Here is a 21,613-nt window from a genome sequence, read left to right as displayed (position 1 = left end):
AGAAATATCGCACTTCCTCTGGTTCATTAATCAAGGAGTCCCCTCATGAAAATCGACTTCACCGGACGCCACGTCTTAGTCACCGGCTCCTCCAGCGGCATTGGTTTCGCCACAGCCAAAGGCTTCCTCGAGTCCGGCGCCCACGTGGTCATCAATGGTCGCAGCGAGAGCAGCGTGGAGGACGCGTTGCAGCGGTTGGGCGACCTTGCTTCAAATGCCGCTGGCTTTGTGGGTGACCTTAGTCATGAGGCTGGCTGCCAGGCACTGATCGCCAAGCACCCAAGCTTCGATATCGTCATCAACAACCTGGGCATTTTCAAACAGGAAGACTTTTTCGAAACGCCGGACAGCGAATGGCAGCGCTTTTTCGAAACCAACGTGATGTCGGGCGTGCGGGTTTCCAGGGCCTACGCGCCGGGCATGGTCGAGCGCGGTTGGGGGCGGATTGTGTTTGTCTCGTCGGAATCGGGTCTGAACATCCCCGCCGACATGATCCACTACGGCTTTACCAAAACCGCCCAACTGTCCATTGCTCGCGGCCTGGCCAAGCGCCTCGCCGGCACCGGCGTTACGGTGAATTCGGTACTGCCTGGGCCGACGCTTTCCGAAGGTGTTGCCCAGATGCTCCAGGCAGACGTTGAGCGCAGCGGGGAAAGCCTGGAAAAAGTAGCGGCGGATTTCGTCAACCAGCACCGCAGCACCTCGATCATCCAGCGTGCGGCGCGCGTCGAGGAAGTCGCCAACATGATCATCTATGCCAGCTCGGAACAGGCCTCGGCCACCACCGGTGCGGCGTTGCGTGTGGATGGTGGTGTGGTGGATAGCATCGTTTAGGGCCCTATGACACGTTGCAAAAAAACGCCGCTTCCTCATGAGAGATAAGCGGCGTTTTTTCTTTGGAAGCAACATGGGTTGATTTGACCCGTTTTCGGAGCGTTGAAGGGTTTGTTCAGCCTACCCGGTTTTCGATCAAGCGATCCGAGCCGCCTTCGGCGACACGTTTTTCGATCAGCCGATCCGAACCACCTTCGGCGACACGTTTTTCGATCAGCCGATCCGAACCACCTTCAGCGACACGTTTTTCGATCAGCCGATCCGAACCGCCTTCAGCGACACGTTTTTCGATCAGCCGATCCGAACCACCTTCAGCGACACGTTTTTCGATCAGCCGATCCGAACCGCCTTCGGCGACACGTTTTTCGATCAGCCGATCCGAACCACCTTCGGCGACACGTTTATCGATCAGCCGATCCGAACCGCCTTCGGCTACACGTTTATCGATCAGTCGATCTGAACCACCTTCAGCGACACGTTTATCGATCAGCCGATCCGAACCGCCTTCGGCGACACGTTTTTCGATCAGCCGATCCGAACCACCTTCGGCGACACGTTTATCGATCAGCCGATCCGAACCGCCTTCGGCTACACGTTTATCGATCAGTCGATCTGAACCACCTTCAGCGACACGTTTATCGATCAGCCGATCCGAACCGCCTTCGGCGACACGTTTTTCGATCAGCCGATCCGAACCACCTTCGGCGACACGTTTATCGATCAGCCGATCCGAACCGCCTTCGGCTACACGTTTATCGATCAGTCGATCTGAACCACCTTCAGCGACACGTTTATCGATCAGCCGATCCGAACCGCCTTCGGCGACACGTTTTTCGATCAGCCGATCCGAACCACCTTCAGCGACACGTTTATCGATCAGCCGATCCGAGCCGCCTTCGGCTACACGTTTATCGATCAGCCGATCCGAACCACCTTCAGCGACACGTTTTTCGATCAGCCGATCCGAACCGCCTTCGGCGACCCGATTTTCGATCAGCCGATCCGAACCACCTTCGGCGACACGTTTATCGATCAGCCGATCCGAGCCGCCTTCGGCTACACGTTTATCGATGAGCCGATCCGAACCACCTTCAGCGACACGTTTTTCGATCAGCCGGTCCGAGCCGCCCTCAGCGACCGTAGGTTGAACAAATGAAGATGCGAATGCATTGCCGAGCGCCAGTGCGAGAAGCGAGCCAACAAGCGTTTTGTTGAAAGTGTTCATGTCCTGGTCCTTTTTATTCGTAGAGGAAGTGAGTTAGACGGTGACGTGCAAACGGACGTCGACGTTGCCGCGTGTCGCGTTGGAGTACGGGCAGACCTGGTGAGCCGCGTCGACCAGCGCTTGAGCATCGGCTTGATCCAGACCCGGCAGATTGATGTGCAGGTCAATGTCCAGACCGAAACCGCCAGGGATCTGGCCGATGCCGACGTGTGCCGTGATCGAGGCGTCAGCAGGGATGCTGCGTTTACTTTGGCTGGCGACAAACTTCAATGCGCCGATGAAGCAGGCCGAGTAACCGGCGGCGAACAACTGCTCAGGGTTGGTGGCTTCACCACCGGCGCCGCCCAGGGCTTTTGGTGTGGCCAGTTTCACGTCGAGAATCTTGTCGCTGGAAACAGCACGGCCATCACGGCCACCGGTGGAGGTTGCGACTGCGGTATAGAGAACGTTCATGGTGTTTCCTCGCTTACTGATTGGTTTGATCGATTTGGTTTGCGCTAAATGTTTGTGCGCTAACCAGTTGAGATAAAGTTAACGGACAAATAGTTTGCGCGCAAGATAAATTTTTGAAAATTTGCCGAATTTGAATTAACCAGTTGATCCGAAAGGAAATTTATTTTTAAGCGCCGCCGTGTCGACAGAGCGTGTGGGCGAAGTGATTCAAGGGGAAGGAGGTGCTAGGGAGTATCAGCAGGGCCAGCGCAATTGCAGGCCTTCGAAGAGAGGGGCTTCACCAGCAGAATGGTGGGTTTCTCGATCATTCCCACGCTCCTGCGTGGCAATGTCGTCAGGGACGCTTCTGATCAAACCCTTTCCGACGGCGTTGCAGATGCTCCAAGTAGACGTCGAGCGCAGCGAGGAAAGCCCTGGAAAGGGTGGCGGTAGATTTCGTCAACCAGCGTCGCACCTCGATCATCCAGCGCGAGACGCGCGTCGAGGAAGTCGCCAGGTCGGAGCAGACCTCGGCGACCACGCCGGAGGCCGCTCACTTGTGTGCTTGCCCCGAGTTATTCCGTCTTCCCGCCATTGCTCATCAATGCTCGTGTTTAGTCGCCCGTGGTTATCTGGAGAGGCTGTCATCTGAGCAAATTGCTTTCAGAGCGAGGAAGGTGGTTGGAGTGGGACCAATCTGAGTCGGCATGCTGACGAGCGTAAGAGTGTCCGAATTACCTTCCAGGCGGTACGGCTTTCCGTTACACAGCTTTTTGGCTTTCTGATTTATATCTTCCAACATGCCTTCCCTTGAATTGAAGACACTCCCACTGTTGGTAAGCATATATTCGCCTGGACCCACCTTGTCAACGGAGGTGAAGGTACACCCTGCTAGGGAGGAAAAGATAAATCCGATTAATGCTGTTTTTTTCAACTGTTCAATCTCCGGTGCAAGTTTATACCGCCGAAACGGCCTTCTTCTAAGCAACAGCAACCTGATTACGCCCCAACGCCTTTGCTCGATACAGAGCTTTGTCCGCATCGTTCATCAGGCTGTGAAGGTCCTTATTACAAGCCTCCGTCGACGCGACGCCGAGGCTGGCTGATATGCAGTGAACAGGCTCGATCATCAAACCCGCAATCGTATCGATGAGCTGTTCTGCAATCTGGGTAGCGACTTCGATGGAAGTGTCCGGAAGCAGGATGGCGAACTCTTCCCCGCCTAGCCGGCCATGAATATCCGTTCCCCGAAACGACGAACTGATGACCGCCCCCATCTGGCGCAGAACCTGATCCCCCACCTGATGGCCGTAGGTGTCGTTGATGTGCTTGAAGTGATCCATGTCCAGCATGACGGCGCACAACCCTACTCGCTTGGCCTTGCATTCGTCGTAGAGCTGTTGGGCATGCTCGAAAAAAGCCCGACGGCTCTTCAGGCCGGTCAGTTCATCGGTTTGGGCTGCGCGAGTTGAAATGCTGTTGGCCTGTTCCATTTCGCGGGTGAGTCGAAAAGCGGTTTCCAGTGCCTGGGACATTTTGTGTGTAGCACGGGCGGCAAATGCTGCGAACACCAAAATCGAGAGTGCGATGCCCACTTGAATGGGCGACGGTTGAAACAGCAGCCAGGCGGTGCACGGCAACAGCACCAGGCCAATGGAGACGAGAGTCATATCACGGTAGGCGGAGTAGCAGGACACCGCGCTGACGGACATGCCGACAGTAAAAAGCATGACCAATGCCTGGGACAACAGATCGTCCGCCGGCATGACCGCTAATGCGCCTCCTCCCCAGATGCTGGCGGACAATACCAGTGTGATCCAGTATTTGCGCTCCCAGCGTTGGGGGGTGCGCTCGCTTTCGTCGCTGCGAACATAGGCAACGAACAACGAAATGCGCAACAGCGTCGAGCCAGTCAAGATGGCCAACCACCAAAAGATGACGCTGTGTTCAAAGCGATCCCAGCACAGCCAACACAGCATGATGGCAGCGAGGTAGCTCCCGAACACCGCAGAAACCGATTGGCGAAACAGTTGCTGCAGTCGGTCAGTTCGCACCTGCTCGGCTATGAAGAAAGCCTGGTCATTCCGAGATCCTGGGCAATCCATGTGATCCACCTGATCGTGACGCAACTGAAAGAGAGCGATTGTGGCACCCTGCCAGTAAGGCGAACAACTGAATTACACCCACAGTCCCGATATCCCGATTAAACCGAACCCCGTGGCGAGGGAGCTTGTTCCCGCTGGGCTGCGAAGCAGCGCCAACCATTCCTACAGACAAATCGCATCGTCTGCTTTACCGGATCAGGCAGGCAGCAATCCCGCCTCCTGATAGCTCGATATCAAATCATCGAACAGGCTCACATCCGCCCGAGTTCGCGCGATTAACTGAGCACCCGCCACAGCGGTGTAAATAGCGAGGGCTCGGCGTTCACATTCTTGCGTGCTGCCAGTTCCGGCATCTGCCAATACCTGGGCAAGCCACGTTACGTTACCGTCCACAAAGGTCCTGATCTCTCGCGACACCTCATCGGGAAGGTCTTCGTATTCGGCTGCCATGAAGCTGGACAGACAAAGCTTGTTGCCGTCCTGAAGCGACGTTCGAAAAATGGCGGCGTACAGCTGCACGCACTCCTTAGGATCAGTATTGGCGGCCCGGATCCCTTCAAGCACCCGCCGCGTGTCCTGCCAGTAGCGTTCAGCAACCGCCGCGGCCAGGCCGGCCTTGCTCGGGAAGTGGTAATAAATGCTGGCGTTCTTGATGCCCACCTCTTCGGCAATGTTACGGAAATTTATCCCATTGTAACCGTGCAGTTGTGCAGCGGATTTCGCTGCCGCCAAGATGGCTTCTCGAGCATTTTCGTTCACGTTGTGGCCTCGTTTCGAAATTCGATTCACTCATGTCGTCGCGATTCTACGCCCGGATTTGCTTACCTGCCAATTGTCAGGTAGGGGGTTGACAGCGCCCGATCTCCAGCCCAATCTTTTACCTACCAATTGACAGGCAGGTAACCGAATCATGACTTCTTCACAACAGAGCGCTGATGTTTACACCGTTCCTACGATGAAAATTTACGATTGGTTCAACGGCCCTTACCCCGCCCGAGTGCGCATAGCGCTGGCGGAGAAGGGATTGCTCTCGAAAATCGAATTCGTGTCGGTGAATCTCTGGAGCGGCGAACATAAGCAACCCGAGTTCCTGGCCCTCAATTACTCCGGGACACTGCCCGTGCTGGAGCTGAGCGATGGGACGCTGATTGCCGAGTGCACGGCGATTACCCAATACCTGGATAGCCTGGTCGGCGAACCGACGCTGACGGGCGAAACACCTGTTGAAAAAGGCCTCATCCACATGATGACCAAGCGCGCCGAGATCGAGTTTCTCGATGCGGTCAGCATGTACTTCCACCATGCAACGCCGGGCCTGGGCCCAAAGGTCGAGCTGTACCAGAATGCAGAATGGGGCGGCCGAATGGGCGACAAGGCGATCAGAGGCATGCGCTATTTCGACAACCTGCTCAAAGACCGGCCTTTTGTAGCGGGTGACAAGTTCTCGATGGCCGATATTGCGGTGCTGGGCGGCATGATCTTCGCCTCGCTGGTGCAGCTCTCCGTTCCTGAAGAATGTGTCGCATTGCGCGCATGGCATGCCAGGATGCAGGAACGTCCCAGCGTGCAGACATGGCGTGCCATGGTCGAGCGTGGCGTTGAGCCGCGATAGTGGGTAAACCCGCCAAAGAAAAACCCGACGCTTTAGGTCGGGTTTTCCTGGGTATTCCGACCTGCAAGTGAGTCACGGGTGCAAAAGGGATGGAGCGTAATCTTGAAAGAGCACGAGCAAGCCCGACGTGCTCATTGTTTACGGGTTACTCGACTCGCGACAGCTTAGCGTCGTCGCAACCGGCAGCACGGCACTCGCGCTCGACAGCCTTGAGTATGACGATACGCGCCTCTGTCTTCTCATTGGCACAGTCCAGGTAGAGCAGGCCATCGTTGGAACAGGCGTTGTCACGGATTTTGATCCACTGGATTTGAGCGGCTTTCACTTTTTTCTTTTGCTCCGGGTTCAGAGCACTCATCGTCTTCTTGTATTGCTCGTTGATTTCCTGATCCGACTGAACCATTTTCAGCGACGCGCAATATGTCCTGTCATAGGCGTTTCTAGGGTTATCGCAACTCATCGCAGATGCCGATGCTGATGCCATTGCCAGCAATGTCCCAACCAACAAAGACTTGATCACTCACTTCACTCCTTGAATGCCCTCTATTCATTAGAGGTCGCGGCGGGGAATTTATCATGAGGGTTGTAGAACAATGAAGCAGATCCTAGGGTTCATTCGGTCTGAACAATGGGCAAATGCTGATAGGGGTTGGGGAGCAAGTGATTTCTGAAAAAGGCTGCGTAGCTCCCGCTAACCTGCGTACAGCTGCCACCCCTTGTTTAGTAGCTAGAGGGTTACGGCTTCACTTACAGGACTTAGTACATGTTCAAACCTACACCGAATCCGCCTGAAACAGACCATACCGCCTCGCGCAGCAAATCCAAGGGCAAAAAACACGACGAAGCCGCCAAACGCACCTTGGATTACTACCTGCTACCCAAACCGGAAAAGTCCGAAGATGCGTCCCAACCGGACCAACTCTTCACCGTCGCAAAAAACGCCGACAACGAATCCCTCCTCGCCAACCTCAGCGAAACCCTGGCGGCAGCCTGGCCTTTGACCTGGAAGGACCGCGCCGTCATATCCTTCTCGGCATCCAGCAATTGATCGAATTGAGTTCATTGCTGACGAATCGGGTGTTGGATAACGTCGATCCGCGATAGCAGGTAAATATCCTCCCGAAAAGCAAACCCGACATCTTGTGTCGGGTTTGCTTTACTAACGCTCTATGGGCCTTACATGAGGGACATTAGTCGCCTGCGAGGGCACCAGTTGCATCGGGCATAGTCTCTCCGGCCTGCTCGGCGGGTACCTCAGCGGTCTTCTGATGTTCCAGGCCGCTGCTTGGCATTGTGACTTTGGCGATACGATCAGAAAAATATTTGTCGAATGGTTCCAGCTCCGGATATTCATCAGGGGCAACCAACAAGGCCGTCAGGCGCCCGATAAGGCCGCAGATCCAGTCGGCGCACTGGATGGTTTGGAACAGATGGCTTTCGGCCTGAATTGGCGGCTCAATGAGTGCCCTGCATTTTTGCGAGGCATCCTCGAACATGGCCAGCGTGCAGACCTCCACGTTGGTTTCCCGCCATTCGTTACCGCAGCGTTGTTCATCGAGCATCAACATGAAGGTTGAGCCGCTCTGTACGCAGAATCGGTCTATTTTGCGCACGGCCTGCAGAAGCTGCCGTTTGAACGTCTCGGTGGAGTTATGGGCACCAGGATCAGTGGTCTTGTGCTCTCCTGTGTAGAACACGTGACCGCCGATTTTCTCAATGTGGCTCAGGAGACGGAACGTGGAGCGCCGGAGTTGCTCATATTTGGTGACGTTGCGGAGGGCGTATAGCTGAGAGCCCTTCTTTTCCCACTGATAGGCGGGCAGATTCTTGGGGTTATCGTTGGCAAGGTCGAACGCAAGGAGGTGGCATTTTAGCTTGTAGAAATAGATTGCGAACTCGCGGATTTCGGTAGCTGGAAGGATCAGACCAGCAAACCCGAAAGCGGGATGCGTTTTGTACCTTGGATGGTGGCGTGAGACGTACTGGCCGACGTGCCCGAACTCATCCAGGTACGCGACGTAATGCGTCATAGTGACCGGACTCCTTGTCATAGAAACACGAAAGCCCGCAGAGATTTCTCTCAAGCGGGCCTCGGAAGGTAGGCACGAGAGTTAAACCCTCATGCGTTGGGGACAATTATTATTGCGGAACAAACACTATGTCAATCAAGTTTGATGAATGCCCATGATCTTGAGGGCCTTTCCGTAACGCCGTATTTCCGAGCAAAAAAGCGGGCCTGCATTCCCGCGCAGCCCCGTTTTTTTTTACCACCCGATCAGATCAAAACGCCGGCAAAACCGCCCCTTTGTACTTCTCAAGAATAAAAGCCTTCACTTCCGGCGTATGCAGCGCTGCCGCCAGCTTCTTCATCGCCTCACTGTTCTTGTCGTCCTCACGGGCAACCAGAATATTCACATACGGCGAGTCGTTACCTTCAATCACCAACGCATCCTTGGACGGATCAAGCTTGGCCTCCAACGCATAGTTGGTATTGATCAACGCCAGATCTACCTGAGTCAGCACCCGTGGAATGGTCGCGGCTTCCAGCTCACGGAACTTCAGGTCTTTCGGGTTCTCGGTGATGTCCTTGGTCGTCGACAGGATGTTGTTGGAATCCTTCAGCGTGATCACCCCGTGCTTCGCCAGCAGCAACAGCGCACGGCCGCCGTTGGTGGCGTCGTTAGGGATGACCACGTTGGCACCGCCTGGCACTTCTGCCAGTGTCTTGAACTTGCTGGAGTACGCGCCCAAAGGTTCCAGGTGCACGCCGGTCACACTCACCAGGTGGGTGCCCTTGGCTTTGTTGAACTCATCCAGGTACGGCTGGTGCTGGAAGAAGTTGGCGTCCAGGCGCTTTTCCGCGACCTGTACGTTCGGCTGGATGTAGTCGGTGAAGACTTTGACCTTGAGGTCGACGCCTTCTTTGGCCAGGGCCGGTTTGACGAATTCGAGGATTTCCGCGTGCGGCACCGGTGTCGCCGCGACGGTCAGGGTCTCGGCGGCGTGGGCGGAAAATGCTGCGGCGGCAGCGAAGGCAACCAGTAGTTTTTTCATTCAGCTAACTCCTTGTGGGGCGCCCGCTCTTGGCGCCTGCCAGCGAATGGCCGGCTCATGGTTTATTGGCCGCGAGGCCTTACTTTCTAGAGAAATGCACAACCAGTTTGTCGCCCACGGTTTGCAGGACCTGGACCAGCACCAGCAGCAACACCACCGTGACCACCATCACATCGGTCTGGAAGCGCTGGTAACCGAAACGGATCGCCAGGTCACCCAAACCACCGGCACCGACCACACCGGCCATGGCCGTGTAGGACACCAGCGTAATCGCTGTCACCGTAATCGCGGCAAAAATGCCTGGACGGGCTTCCGGCAGCAAGGCGTTGACGATGATCTGCCGCGTGGTCGCGCCCATGGCCTGGGTCGCTTCGATGATGCCGCGATCGACTTCGCGCAAGGCGGTTTCCACCAAGCGGGCGAAGAAGGGTGTTGCGCCGACCACCAGTGGCGGAATCGCGCCGGCCACGCCCAGGGAGGTGCCGGTGATCAATACCGTGAACGGGATCATCACGATCAACAGGATGATGAACGGCAGCGAGCGCAAGATGTTGACGATCAGCGACAGCAGCGCATAAACGCCGCGGGCTTCGAGCAACTGGCGCGGGCTGCAGAGGAATAACAACACGCCCAGCGGCAGGCCGAGTAGCACGGTGAAAAGCAGCGAGCCAAAGAGCATCAGCAGGGTGTCGCCGGTCGCCAGCCAGATTTCCAGCCAATCGATGTTGGCGAAGAATGAATTCAACAGTTCCATCAGCGCAGCACCTCCATGTGGACGTCAGCCGCGGTGAAGCGGGCGAATGCCGCCTCCATGTCACCGCCGGTGACGGCGAGGGTCAGTTGCCCGTAGGGAGTGTCTTTGATGCGGTCGATACGACCGGCCAGAATGCTGTAGTCCACGCCGGTTTCCCGGGCGACGGTGCCGAGCAATGGCGCGTAGGTCGCTTCGCCTTGGAACGTCAGGCGCACGATGCGCCCTGGTACGTGGGCAAAGTCGTCGCGCTGTTCGCTTTCGTCGATCTGCTCGTCTTCCTGGACGAAACGCTTGGTGGTCGGGTGCTTGGGATGCAAGAAGACCTCTGCCACGGGTCCTTGCTCGACGATCACGCCGGCGTCCATCACCGCCACTTCATCGCAGACGCGGCGGATCACGTCCATTTCATGGGTGATCAGCACGATGGTCAGCTTCAGCTCGCGGTTGATTTCCGCCAGCAGTTGCAACACCGATGCGGTGGTTTGTGGGTCCAGTGCGCTGGTGGCTTCGTCGCACAGCAGGATCTTGGGCTTGGTCGCCAGGGCGCGGGCGATGCCGACGCGCTGCTTCTGGCCACCGGACAACTGCGCCGGGTATTTTTTGGCGTGGTCGGACAAGCCCACCCGCGCTAGCAATTCGGCGACGCGCTGGTCGATTTCGCTGCGGGACAATTCACCCGCCAGCGTCAGTGGCAGCGCCACGTTGTCGGCCACGGTCTTGGACGCCAGCAAATTGAAGTGCTGGAAAATCATCCCGACCTGCTGACGGAAACGCCGCAAGCCGCCGGCGTCCAGGGCAGTGACTTCCTCGCCGTCGACGATGATCTTGCCGCCGCTGGAGTCTTCCAGGCGATTGATTAGGCGCAACAGGGTACTTTTTCCCGCACCGGAATGGCCAATCAGGCCGAAGACCTGACCGTTCTCAATCGTCAGACTGGTCGGGTGCAGGGCGGGGATATCCCTACCGGCGACCCGGTAGGTTTTATGGACGTTTTGAAACTCGATCACGTAGCGAACCTTGTGGGGCGCGTTGGAAAAGGATCAGCGGTTAGCCGGGCGCGCATTTTAGCCTGTCCGTATAGAGGTTCTTAGCATTTATTTGCGATTGAACCAGCCATTTGGCAATAAGGCGATCAAAGGACATAAAAAAGGAACGCGGCGAACCGGTATCGGTCACTCACTAAGCAACTCGAAAATGCCCGGGTACCGTGCCTGCGGCATCGAACTCAAGAGTCCTGGCCACGGCGGGGATCGCAACGAGGAGTTATGTCTGATGAGTACCAACAAGCCCACCGGCACCGAAAGCCAACTGGCCGGGACCGACACGCTGGATCGCGGCAACACCAATGCCAAGCTTGAAAGCCTGGAACAGTTTCGCTCCGACGCCACCGAGCAGGCGCTACGCACCAATCAGGGCGTGAAGATTGCCGACAACCAGAACACCCTCCGGGTCGGGGCGCGCGGGCCTTCGTTGCTGGAAGACTTCATCATGCGTGAGAAGATCACGCACTTTGACCATGAGCGCATCCCGGAGCGTATTGTCCACGCCCGCGGCACCGGCGCCCATGGCTACTTTCAGAGTTATGAAGCGCATTCGGCGCTGACCAAGGCTGGTTTCCTACAGGATCCGAGCAAAAAAACGCCGGTATTTGTGCGTTTTTCCACGGTGCAAGGTCCACGAGGATCCGGCGACACCGTGCGAGATGTGCGGGGCTTTGCGGTGAAGTTCTTTACCGACGAAGGCAACTTCGACCTGGTGGGCAACAACATGCCGGTGTTTTTCATCCAGGATGCGGTGAAGTTTCCAGACTTCGTCCATGCGGTGAAACCCGAACCCCACAATGAAATTCCTACGGGCGGTTCGGCCCACGACACCTTCTGGGATTTTGTCTCGCTGGTGCCGGAGTCGGCCCATATGGTGATTTGGGCCATGTCTGACAGGGCCATTCCCAAAAGCCTGCGGTCCATGCAGGGTTTCGGCGTACACACCTTCCGCATGATCAACGCCGAGGGCCGGAGCAGCTTCGTCAAATTCCACTGGCGCCCCACAGTCGGCACCTGTTCGCTGGTGTGGGACGAAGCGCAGAAGCTCGCCGGTAAAGATACCGACTACCACCGTCGCGATCTTTGGGAGTCGATCGAGATGGGGGACTACCCGGAATGGGAATTTGGCGTACAAATTGTCCCCGAGGAAGACGAGCATAAGTTCGACTTCGACCTCCTCGACCCCACCAAGCTCATTCCCGAAGAGCTCGTTCCTATCACGCCCCTGGGCAAGATGGTATTGAACCGCAACCCGGATAACTTCTTTGCCGAGGTCGAGCAAGTCGCGTTCTGCCCTGGGCATATCGTGCCGGGCATCGATTTCACCAATGATCCGCTGCTGCAAGGCCGGCTGTTTTCCTACACCGATACGCAAATCAGCCGACTCGGTGGGCCGAATTTTCATGAGCTGCCGATCAACCGGGCGATTACTCCGGTGCATAACGGCCAGCGTGACGCCATGCACCGCACCACCATCGACAAGGGCCGCGCTTCCTACGAGCCGAACTCCATCGATGGCGGCTGGCCGAAGGAAACCCCGCCCGGCCCGCAGGACGGCGGCTTCGAAAGTTATCCAGAGCGCATTGATGCCCACAAGATTCGTCAACGCAGCGAGTCGTTTGGCGATCACTTTTCCCAAGCGCGGCTGTTCTACAACAGCATGAGCCCCCACGAGCAGGAACACATCATCGCCGCCTACAGTTTCGAACTGGGCAAGGTGGAGCGGGAGTTCATTCGGGCACGACAGGTCAATGAAATCCTCGCCAACATTGATCTGAAGTTGGCCGAGCGGGTGGCAATAAACCTCGGGCTGCCAGCACCGACCGCCTGCACCGTGGACGTACCGAAACCTTCGTTGGAACAATCCCCCGCCTTGAGTCAGGCGAACCTGCTGTCCGGGGACATCAAGACCCGTAAGGTGGCTGTGCTGGTGGCCAACGGTGTCGATGGAGCGATTATCGATGCGCTCAAGCAAGCCCTGGAAGCCAAGGGGGCTCACGCCAAAGTGCTGGGGCCAACCTCCGCACCGGTCACCACAGCCGCTGGGCAAAAGCTGCCGGTGGATGCGTCCATGGAAGGTATGCCGTCCATTGCCTTTGATGCGGTGTTCGTCCCAGGTGGCGCGGAATCGATCAAAGCCTTGAGTGCGGACGGTGTGGCGTTGCATTACGTACTGGAAGCCTACAAGCACCTGAAAGCCATCGCGCTCAACGGCGAGGCCCGGCAATTGCTGGTGCTGTTGAAGCTGGAGGCGGATGCGGGGCTGATTCCCGACGCGGATGCCAGCCAGTTCCCGGCATTCTTCGACGCTATTGCCCAACATCGGGTGTGGGCGCGGGAGCCTAAGGCCAAGGCGATTCCGGCTTGATGGGCGGCTGACATAGCTTTTGTTGGTAGGACGCTATCGCGAGCAGGCTCGCTCCCACATGAGGCTTTGTGATCGACACAAAACCACTGTGGGAGCGAGCTTGCTCGCGATGCTTTTTAAGGATTGCGCGGTGTCAGCACCATTTGCGCTGGCACGTTACGCAGAATCTGCTTCTGCAGTTTCAAATCAAACCCCGGGTCCAGTTTCTTGACCCGCTTGGTCAGCAAAGTCGCCAACCACGGATAATCGTCGGTGCGCGGCGCCTGGATGCTGACGTCACATTGAAAATTCACCACGTCGGCGGCAATGGCATCCAGTTGTCGACGCATTTTCTGGATATCGCCGATATTCAGCGCAACTGTCGTGCTTTCAGCACTCGGGTCGATCACTTTGGCGACCGGTTTGGCTTCGGCGGCCTTGAGGGCGGCCTCGGCTTTTTCCAGCTCGACCTTGCGGGCCTCGGCAATGGCGCTGTTGACCTCACCGGAGAGCGCCGGCGCCTTGGGCATCAAGGCTCGGGCTCGGCTCAGGGCGGTGGCGGCGGCGTTTACATCGCCTTTTTGCAGGTCAATTTGGCTGCGGCGCAGATACGCCTCGGCCAGTTGCCGTTGGTAGGGTTCCAGCGCCGGGTCTTCCGGCGACTGGGCCTGCAAGGCGGCCAGTTGGTCTTCAGCAGTGGCCAGCTCATTGCCGGCCAGACTTTGTTCAAACTGCACGAGGGCCGGGCCCCGGGTGTCGGGGGCTTCGGCGACTGGCGGCGAACTCTGGCAGGCGCCCAGCAGCAGGGAAAATGCGACAAGGAGCAGATAACGGGAGGCGAACGGCTTCATTCCTGCGACTCTCTATTTGCGCAAAAAGCGAGCAAGTCTACACCCCTCGGCGGGGCAGGACAAAACTCAGCAGAAATAGCGCGGCGGCGCTGACCACAATCGACGGCCCGGCCGGGGTGTCCTTGAACCACGATAGCGCCAGCCCGCCGCATACTGCGAGCATGCCCAGCAGGCTCGCGCCCAGGGCCATCTGCTCCGGGGAGCGGGCGTGCCGCTGTGCTGCGGCCGCCGGGATAATCAGCAAAGAAGTAATCAGCAATACACCGACGATTTTCATCGCCACGGCAATGACCACCGCAATCAACAGCATCAACGCCAGCCGCAAACCCACCACGGGCAAGCCTTCGACCCGCGCCAGTTCCTCATGCACAGTAACCGCCAGCAACGGGCGCCAGAGCGCTACCAGCAGCAGCAGGACGGCCGCGCTGCCACCCAGGATCCACGAAAGATCCATGGGGCTGATGGCAAGCAGATCACCAAACAGGTAGGCCATCAGATCAATCCGCACGTCATGCATGAAGCTTAGTACCACCAGCCCGAGAGACAGGGTGCTGGGCGCCAGAATGCCCAGCAGCGTGTCGGACGCCAGCGGTTGACGCTGTTGCAGCGTCACCAGCAGCACCGCCAGCAACAGGCAGCCGACGGTCACCGCCACTGCGGGGCTGACGTCCAGCAAAAAGCCCAGGGCCACACCCAGCAAGGCCGCGTGGGACAAGGTATCGCCGAAATAGGCCATGCGCCGCCAGACCACGAACGAGCCCAGGGGGCCGGCCACCATCGCGAGGGCCAAGCCTGCGAGCAGGGCGTACAACAGAAAATCAGCCATGCTTGCAGCCATCTCCATGAACATGGGTAGTAACAGACGAGTCGCTGACCACCGAACCATGCAGGTCATGGGCGTGGTCGTGATGGTGGTGATAAATCGCCAGGCTTTGTGCGTTCTTTCCGAACAGTTCGACGAATGCCGGATCGCCGCTGACCTGCTCGGGATGCCCGGAACAGCAGACGTGGCGATTGAGGCAGACCACCTGGTCAGTGGTGCTCATGACCAGGTGAAGGTCATGGGAAACCATCAGCACGCCGCAGCGGTGACGGTCGCGCAGGCGGGTGATCAGGCTGTACAGCTCGGCCTGACCGGCCACGTCGACCCCTTGCACGGGCTCGTCGAGCACCAGCAACTCGGGTTCGCGCAGCAGAGCGCGAGCCAGCAACACGCGCTGCATTTCACCGCCGGAAACACTTTGTACCGGACTGTCGATCACCTGTTCGGCACCGACTTCGTTGAGCGCCGCCAGGGCCCGTGCGCGATCCACGCCAGGCACCAGGCGCAAGAAGCGCAGTACCGACAGGGGCAGCGTCGGGTCGACATGAAGCTTTTGCGGCATGTAACCGACCCGCAGCTTCGGCTTGCGCCAGACGCTGCCGCTGTCGGGTTTGAGCAACCCCAGCACGGCACGCACCAGGGTCGTCTTGCCGGCGCCGTTGGGGCCGATCAGGGTGACGATCTGCCCCGGCTCGACGCTCAGGTGAATATTATCCAGCACGCTCTGGCCGGCGAACGTCACGCCTACGTGCTCGAGACGGATCAACGCATTGCTCATCAGGCCCCCTGGCAACCGGAGCAGAGCCCGACCACTTCGACGGTCTGGGTATCAACCACGAAACCCACTTCTTTGGCGCTGGCAACGATGGCATCGCTGATGGACTTCTGCTCCAGCTCGATAGCTGCGTGGCATTCGCGACAGATCAGGAACTGGCCCTGGTGCGCGTGTTCCGGATGATTGCAGCCAACAAAGGCATTCAACGACGAGATGCGATGCACCAGGCCGTTTTCCAGCAGGAAATCCAGCGCCCGATAAACCGTGGGCGGCGCGGCGCGGCGGCCGTCCTGCTCACTGAGCACCGCGAGTATGTCGTAGGCGCCCAGCGGCTTGTGGCTTTGCCAGACCAGCTCCAGCACGCGTCGACGCAAAGCGGTCAGGCGCAACCCTTGGCGCGCGCAGATGGCGTCGGCCTCGGACAGCGCGGTGTGCACGCAGTGAGAATGGTCATGGGGACGACTGGCAAGGGGCGTAATAGGCATGGGCAGCGACGATTTTAGTGAGAGACGTTATTATGTTACCCGTTCTCGCCTCTTCGAGTGGTCATCGTGTCCCGAAATTTTTCGATCTTTGTCGCTTTTGTCGCCAGTTTTCTGCTGATCGGCCCGGCCCAGGCCGAAGTCAAAGTGCTTACCAGCATCAAGCCATTGCAACTGATTGCCGCCGCGGTGCAGGACGGCGTGGCGGTTCCTGAGGTCCTGCTGCCGCCCGGCGCTTCACCTCACCATTACGCCCTGCGGCCTTCCGACGTACGGAAGGTGCAGTCGGTGGATTTGCTCTACTGGATTGGCCCCGACATGGAAAGTTTCCTGCCGCGCGTGTTGAACGGTCGTACGTTGCCGTCCGTCGCGGTGCAGGATGTGCCGGGGCTCAAGTTGCGTCACTTCGCCCAGGACAGTCATTCCCACGCCGAAGATGAGCATGGCGCCGATGAGCATGATCACGACCATCGCCCCGGTACCATCGATGCCCATCTGTGGCTCTCGCCAACCAATGCCCGGGTGATTGCCGCCAAGATGGCTGCCGACCTGAGCGCGGCCGATCCGGCCAATGCCAGCCGCTATCAAAGCAACCTCAAGGGTTTCAACCAGCGTCTCGATGCGCTGGATGCGCGTTTGAAGACCCGTCTGGCCGGCGTCGCGGGCAAGCCGTATTTCGTGTTCCACGAAGCGTTCGACTATTTCGAAGACCACTACGGCCTCAAGCACGCCGGAGTTTTTGCCGTGGCCACCGAAGTCCAGCCCGGCGCCCAACACGTGGCGGCGATGCGCAATCGCTTGCAGGCCGTGGGCAAGACGTGCGTCTTCAGCGAACCGCCCCTGCGCCCGCGCCTGGCCGAAACCCTGGTGGCCGGGTTACCGGTGAAATTGGCGGAGCTGGATGCGCTGGGCGGCTATACCCCTGCGACGGCGCAAGGGTATGAGCACTTGCTGGAGAAGTTGGGGAATGATCTGGCGGGGTGCCTGGAGTCGCTATAACTGCCGAGCGCAAACCCTGTGGCGAGGGAGCTTGCTCCCGCTCGGTTGCGCAGCGACCGCAAAATCTTAGGGCTGCTGCGCACCCCAGCGGGAGCAAGCTTCCTCGCCACAGAGGCATTCAGTTGCGTCAGAGGGCGAACGGCAACATCGCACTGACCGTCTGCCGCTGCGCCAGGCGTTGCTGAAACTCCATCGGATCGTGGATCAGTACATCCTGCCCGGCAAAAGACTCGGCGGCGATCAACCGCGACAGCCAGAAGCGCACGCATGCCACGCGCAGCATCGTCGGCCATGACTCGGCCTCGGCAGCGGTGAATGGGCGCAGCGCCGCATAAGCCCCCAACAAGGCCCGCGTCCGTGGGCCATCGAGCACACCGTTGTCATCCGAACACCAGTCGTTCAGGGCGATGGCAACGTCATACAGCATGGGCCCGGAGCAGGCGTTATAGAAGTCGATCAGCCCGGTCAGGTGTGTGCCCTCGAACATCGCATTGTCGCGGAACAGGTCCGCGTGGATGTTGGCCCGGGGCAGCGCCAGAATTTTTACCTTCTGTTGGGCGATTTCATCCAGCGCAGCCTCCAGCAACCGGCGGGGTTCGGTATCCAGGTGCGACAACAGCTTCGCGCCCTCCTCCTGCATCCAGTCCAGGCCGCGATCGGTCTTGCGCTTGATCATGTTGTCCTTGGTCGCCAGGTGCAGATGGGCCAGCAACTCCCCCACCTGGGCGCAATGCTGTGCGTTGGCCTGCTTGATGTGCTTGCCGGCCAGGCGCGGTTGCAGCAGCGCCGGCTTGCCAGCCAGTTCTCGCAGCGCAATGCCGTCGGTGGTACGCAAGGCGTAAGGCACCGGCAGGTCGGCGTCATGCAGCACATCCAACAGCTCGATGAAGAACGGCATTTCCTGCACCGGGCCGCGTTCCACCAGGGTCAGGACAAATTCACCCTGCTCCAGGCTGATAAAAAAATTGGTGTTTTCGCTGCCGGCGGCGATCCCCTGGAAATCAAGCAGGCGGCCGAGCCCATAAGGGGCGAGAAAGGTTTCCAGCTCGGGCCGAGCCAGGGGAGTGAACACAGACATGGTTAAAAACTGCCAGTACGGGCGCCCATCAGCGAGCGCCGGTTGAAGTCGAGAGCGGTATTACCACTCAAAGATTTTCCACGATGGAATCAGCATATCCGGCTGATCCGAGCGGATGAAATTCCCGTCGCTGCCATCGGCACGGACCAGGAAATAAGGCTTGCCGTTCTTGGGCGTGACCTTGATCGCGTACAGAAAGCCGTTTTGCCGGTACTCCTGAATGGTCCTATCGCCTTCGGTGCGGATGGTGACATCCGGGTCCGCCGAGGGGGCGTCGTCCGCCGCCATGACGGCCAGCGGGGTGATTGCAAACAAGCCAGCCAGTAACAGGCGATTTAGTGTACGCATGATAACCTTGTCCCTTTGTCGTCAACGGTCCCGCTATTCTAGCCCCGGACCCGCCGAAAAGGTTGATCCTGCTCATGAGCCAAGCCCCCCTCGTCCTGGTGGACGGTTCTTCTTATCTTTATCGCGCCTTTCACGCGCTACCACCGCTGACCACCTCCAAAGGCCTGCCGACAGGCGCGGTCAAGGGCGTGCTGAACATGCTCAAGAGCCTGCGCAAACAGTATCCGGACAGCCCGTTCGCCGTGGTGTTCGATGCCAAGGGTGGGACCTTTCGCGATGAGCTGTACGCCGAATACAAGGCCAACCGCCCCAGCATGCCCGACGACATGCGCGTGCAGATTGAGCCGCTGCATGCCAGCGTCAAGGCCCTGGGCTTCCCGCTGCTGTGCGTGGACAACGTCGAAGCCGATGACGTGATCGGCACCCTGGCCCGCAGCAGCGCCGCAGCCGACCGTCCGGTGGTGATCTCCACCGGCGACAAAGACATGGCGCAACTGGTCGACGGGCACATTACCTTGGTCAACACCATGACCGGTAGCGCCCTGGACGTGGCTGGCGTGAAGGAGAAGTTTGGCGTCGCTCCGGAGCAGATCATCGATTATCTGGCATTGATGGGCGATTCTTCCGACAACATCCCCGGTGTTCCGGGCATCGGGCCGAAGACCGCCTCCGGCCTGCTGGTGGGCGTCAATGGCGGCCTGACCGAGCTGTATGCGCAACTGGACATCGTCGCCACCTTGCCGATTCGTGGCGCCAAGACCCTGGCCGCCAAACTCGAAGAACACAAGGAAATGGCCCTCCTCTCCTACGAACTGGCGACCATCAAGACCGACGTGCCGTTGGATGTCGGTCTCGACGACCTGCAAATGGGCCAGCCGGATCACGAGAAACTCGCCGAGCTGTATACCCTGCTGGAGTTCAAGAGCTGGTTCGAAGAAAACCAGCGCGATGCCAAGCGTGCCGGTCAGGAGATCGTCGAAGCTGCCGACGAACAACTCGGCGCCGCTGAGGCCAAGTACGAGATCATTCTCGACCAGGCACGTTTCGACGCCTGGCTCGCCAAGCTTGAACAGGCGCCGCTGTTTGCTTTCGTCACCGAAACCAATGGTAACGACGCCCAGCATGCGCAACTCGTAGGGTTGTCGTTTGCCGTCGCGCCCTTTGAGGCGGCCTACGTTCCCTTGACCCATTCCTACATGGGCGTGCCGGATCAACTGGATCGCGACACGGTGCTCAAGGCGCTCAAGCCATTGCTGGAGAACCCGAACAAGCTCAAGGTCGGCCAGCATGCCAAATTCGAAACCAACATCCTGGCCAACTGCGCCATCGGTGGTGATCAAAACAACGGCATTCTTGTGCAAGGCATTGCCTTCGACACCATGCTTGAGTCCTACGTACTGGACTCCACAGCAACCCGTCACGACATGGACAGCTTGGCGCTCAAATACCTGGGACAAAGCAAGACCGATATCCAGGACATCGCCGGCAAAGGCGTCAAACAGCTGACCTTTGACCAGATTGCCCTGGAACTGGCCGGCCCTTACGCCGCCGAAGACGCGGACGTGACTTTCCGCCTGCACCAGGCCTTGCAGGAAAAACTGGCTGCCACGCCAAGTCTGGGCAAGGTGCTCAACGAAATCGAAATGCCGCTAATGCCGGTCCTGGCACGCATTGAGCGCCAGGGTGCGCTGGTCGATGCCAACCTGCTGGGGGTGCAGAGTGTCGAGTTGGGCGAGAAGCTGGTGGCTCTGGAGCGCGAGGCATTTGCCATCGCCGGGGAGGAATTCAACCTGGGTTCACCCAAGCAACTGGGGGTGATCCTCTACGAAAAACTTGGCTTACCGGTGCTCAGCAAAACCGCCAAGGGCCAGGCGTCTACCGCCGAAGCGGTGCTGGCCGAGCTGGCCGAGCAGGATTATCCGCTGCCCAAGGTATTGATGCAGTACCGCTCGCTGAGCAAGCTCAAGAGCACCTACACCGACCGCCTGCCAGAGCAGATCAACAGCCGCACGGGCCGCGTCCATACCAATTATCAGCAAGCCGTCGCCGCTACCGGGCGGCTGTCCTCGATCGACCCCAACCTGCAGAACATTCCGATTCGCACCGCCGAAGGCCGCAGGATTCGTCAGGCGTTCGTTGCGCCGAAAGGCTACAAGCTGCTGGCGGCGGACTACTCGCAGATCGAACTGCGGATCATGGCGCACCTGGCCAAGGATGAAGGCCTGCTCCACGCCTTCCGCAATAATCTGGATGTGCACCGGGCCACCGCCGCCGAGGTTTTCGGCGTAGAGCTGGACGCCGTCACTCATGACCAGCGCCGCAGCGCCAAGGCGATCAACTTCGGCCTGATCTACGGCATGAGTGCTTTCGGTCTGGCCAAGCAGATCGGTGTGGATCGCAAGCAGTCCCAGGCTTACATCGACCGCTACTTTGCCCGCTACCCAGGCGTACTGGCCTACATGGAGCGCACCCGTGCCCAGGCAGCCGAGCAAGGTTACGTCGAAACCATTTTCGGGCGTCGGTTGTACCTGCCGGATATCAACGCGAAAAATCCGGCTTTGCGCAAAGGCGCAGAACGCACGGCCATCAACGCGCCGATGCAGGGCACTGCGGCAGATATCATCAAGAAAGCCATGGTGGCGGTGGATCGCTGGCTGACTGCGTCGGGGCTGGATGCCAAGGTCATCCTGCAGGTCCACGACGAATTGGTGCTGGAGGTGCGCGAGGATCTGGTCGACCAGGTGCGCGAGGAAATACGCCAGCACATGAGCGCCGCCGCCATGCTGGATGTGCCGCTCCTGGTGGAAGTGGGCGTGGGCAATAACTGGGATGAGGCGCACTGAGTCTCAAC

At 58.7% G+C, this 21,613-nt stretch carries 20 protein-coding genes and 2 pseudogenes; 6 read left to right on the top strand and 16 right to left on the bottom strand.

Annotated elements, in window-relative coordinates:
* Positions 1–45: 45 nt before the first annotated feature.
* Positions 46–834, top strand: a complete 789-nt coding sequence (locus tag MKS85_RS27020; RefSeq protein ID WP_076383157.1) for an SDR family NAD(P)-dependent oxidoreductase — start codon at positions 46–48, stop codon at positions 832–834.
* A gap of 115 nt (positions 835–949) precedes the next feature.
* Here the strand turns inward: MKS85_RS27020 and MKS85_RS29080 are convergent, their stop codons facing one another.
* The 5 genes and pseudogenes from MKS85_RS29080 to MKS85_RS27000 all read right to left on the bottom strand — a co-directional run bounded on the left by MKS85_RS29080 (position 950) and on the right by MKS85_RS27000 (position 5,355).
* Positions 950–1,402 carry a phage infection protein gene (locus MKS85_RS29080; protein WP_409078033.1) on the bottom strand — a complete coding sequence of 151 codons (453 nt, stop codon included), beginning with the start codon at positions 1,400–1,402 and terminating at the stop codon, positions 950–952.
* Positions 1,403–1,504: 102 nt separating this feature from the next.
* Positions 1,505–2,059: pseudogene (locus MKS85_RS27015) on the bottom strand (phage infection protein); the annotation flags it as partial.
* Between the two features lie 33 nt (positions 2,060–2,092).
* Complete coding sequence (locus MKS85_RS27010; protein ID WP_003196182.1) at positions 2,093–2,512, bottom strand: organic hydroperoxide resistance protein; 420 nt, start codon at positions 2,510–2,512, stop codon at positions 2,093–2,095.
* Between the two features lie 959 nt (positions 2,513–3,471).
* Complete coding sequence (locus MKS85_RS27005) at positions 3,472–4,596, bottom strand: diguanylate cyclase (RefSeq protein ID WP_139048708.1); 1,125 nt, start codon at positions 4,594–4,596, stop codon at positions 3,472–3,474.
* A 195-nt stretch (positions 4,597–4,791) separates the two neighbouring features.
* On the bottom strand, positions 4,792–5,355 hold the full coding sequence (locus tag MKS85_RS27000) for a TetR/AcrR family transcriptional regulator (protein WP_139048709.1): 564 nt from the start codon (positions 5,353–5,355) through the stop codon (positions 4,792–4,794).
* Positions 5,356–5,506: 151 nt separating this feature from the next.
* On the opposite strand from MKS85_RS27000, the gene MKS85_RS26995 reads away from it, so the two are divergent.
* The gene (locus tag MKS85_RS26995; protein ID WP_076383155.1) at positions 5,507–6,208 is read left to right on the top strand and encodes a glutathione S-transferase; all 702 of its coding nucleotides are present in this window, start codon (positions 5,507–5,509) and stop codon (positions 6,206–6,208) included.
* A gap of 145 nt (positions 6,209–6,353) precedes the next feature.
* Here MKS85_RS26995 and MKS85_RS26990 read toward each other — a convergent pair whose 3' ends face one another.
* Entirely contained in the window at positions 6,354–6,728 is a 375-nt protein-coding gene (locus MKS85_RS26990) for a lysozyme inhibitor LprI family protein (protein WP_139048710.1), read from the bottom strand.
* A 243-nt stretch (positions 6,729–6,971) separates the two neighbouring features.
* Here MKS85_RS26990 and MKS85_RS26985 point away from each other — a divergent pair.
* Positions 6,972–7,312, top strand: a pseudogene (locus tag MKS85_RS26985) (DUF6124 family protein).
* A gap of 86 nt (positions 7,313–7,398) precedes the next feature.
* Here the strand turns inward: MKS85_RS26985 and MKS85_RS26980 are convergent.
* The 4 genes from MKS85_RS26980 to MKS85_RS26965 all read right to left on the bottom strand — a co-directional run bounded on the left by MKS85_RS26980 (position 7,399) and on the right by MKS85_RS26965 (position 11,023).
* Positions 7,399–8,238, bottom strand: a complete 840-nt coding sequence (locus MKS85_RS26980; RefSeq protein ID WP_188252214.1) for a DUF3800 domain-containing protein — start codon at positions 8,236–8,238, stop codon at positions 7,399–7,401.
* A gap of 250 nt (positions 8,239–8,488) precedes the next feature.
* A complete protein-coding gene (locus MKS85_RS26975; protein WP_188252215.1) occupies positions 8,489–9,262 on the bottom strand; it encodes a MetQ/NlpA family ABC transporter substrate-binding protein in 774 nt (257 codons plus the stop codon).
* 79 nt (positions 9,263–9,341) lie between these two features.
* A complete protein-coding gene (locus MKS85_RS26970) occupies positions 9,342–10,016 on the bottom strand; it encodes a methionine ABC transporter permease (protein WP_047229776.1) in 675 nt (224 codons plus the stop codon).
* The gene (locus MKS85_RS26965; protein ID WP_047229777.1) at positions 10,016–11,023 is read right to left on the bottom strand and encodes a methionine ABC transporter ATP-binding protein; all 1,008 of its coding nucleotides are present in this window, start codon (positions 11,021–11,023) and stop codon (positions 10,016–10,018) included. Before MKS85_RS26965 ends, MKS85_RS26970 begins: the two co-directional genes overlap by 1 nt.
* Positions 11,024–11,288: 265 nt before the next feature.
* Between MKS85_RS26965 and katE the strand changes: the two genes are divergently transcribed.
* The gene (katE, locus tag MKS85_RS26960; protein WP_047229778.1) at positions 11,289–13,427 is read left to right on the top strand and encodes a catalase HPII; all 2,139 of its coding nucleotides are present in this window, start codon (positions 11,289–11,291) and stop codon (positions 13,425–13,427) included.
* Positions 13,428–13,543: 116 nt separating this feature from the next.
* Here the strand turns inward: katE and MKS85_RS26955 are convergent, their stop codons facing one another.
* From MKS85_RS26955 to zur, 4 genes are read right to left on the bottom strand one after another with little or no spacing between them, the layout of a single operon-like run.
* Positions 13,544–14,257, bottom strand: coding sequence for a PA5502 family lipoprotein (locus MKS85_RS26955; RefSeq protein ID WP_160891453.1), 714 nt, complete (start codon positions 14,255–14,257; stop codon positions 13,544–13,546).
* A 37-nt stretch (positions 14,258–14,294) separates the two neighbouring features.
* A complete protein-coding gene (gene znuB, locus MKS85_RS26950; RefSeq protein ID WP_047229780.1) occupies positions 14,295–15,083 on the bottom strand; it encodes a zinc ABC transporter permease subunit ZnuB in 789 nt (262 codons plus the stop codon).
* Positions 15,076–15,858, bottom strand: a complete 783-nt coding sequence (gene znuC, locus MKS85_RS26945) for a zinc ABC transporter ATP-binding protein ZnuC (protein WP_047229781.1) — start codon at positions 15,856–15,858, stop codon at positions 15,076–15,078. The genes znuB and znuC overlap by 8 nt, the downstream gene beginning before the upstream one ends.
* The gene (gene zur / locus MKS85_RS26940) at positions 15,858–16,340 is read right to left on the bottom strand and encodes a zinc uptake transcriptional repressor Zur (protein ID WP_047229782.1); all 483 of its coding nucleotides are present in this window, start codon (positions 16,338–16,340) and stop codon (positions 15,858–15,860) included. The genes znuC and zur overlap by 1 nt, the downstream gene beginning before the upstream one ends.
* A 66-nt stretch (positions 16,341–16,406) precedes the next feature.
* On the opposite strand from zur, the gene znuA reads away from it, so the two are divergent.
* Entirely contained in the window at positions 16,407–17,336 is a 930-nt protein-coding gene (gene znuA / locus MKS85_RS26935; protein WP_188252216.1) for a zinc ABC transporter substrate-binding protein ZnuA, read from the top strand.
* Positions 17,337–17,463: 127 nt separating this feature from the next.
* Here znuA and MKS85_RS26930 read toward each other — a convergent pair whose 3' ends face one another.
* Positions 17,464–18,414: a homoserine kinase gene (locus tag MKS85_RS26930; protein ID WP_047229783.1), complete on the bottom strand. Its 951-nt coding sequence runs from the start codon at positions 18,412–18,414 to the stop codon at positions 17,464–17,466.
* Between the two features lie 60 nt (positions 18,415–18,474).
* Positions 18,475–18,762 (bottom strand): DUF2782 domain-containing protein, encoded by a 288-nt coding sequence (locus MKS85_RS26925; RefSeq protein ID WP_047229784.1) that lies wholly within the window; start codon positions 18,760–18,762, stop codon positions 18,475–18,477.
* Between the two features lie 74 nt (positions 18,763–18,836).
* Here MKS85_RS26925 and polA point away from each other — a divergent pair, with 74 nt between their 5' ends.
* On the top strand, positions 18,837–21,605 hold the full coding sequence (gene polA, locus MKS85_RS26920; RefSeq protein ID WP_188252217.1) for a DNA polymerase I: 2,769 nt from the start codon (positions 18,837–18,839) through the stop codon (positions 21,603–21,605).
* Positions 21,606–21,613: the final 8 nt, after the last annotated feature.

Source organism: Pseudomonas sp. JL2 (genome assembly GCF_031570495.1).
Classification (GTDB): domain Bacteria; phylum Pseudomonadota; class Gammaproteobacteria; order Pseudomonadales; family Pseudomonadaceae; genus Aquipseudomonas; species Aquipseudomonas rhizophila.
This window is presented reverse-complemented; position numbering and strand designations above follow the sequence as displayed.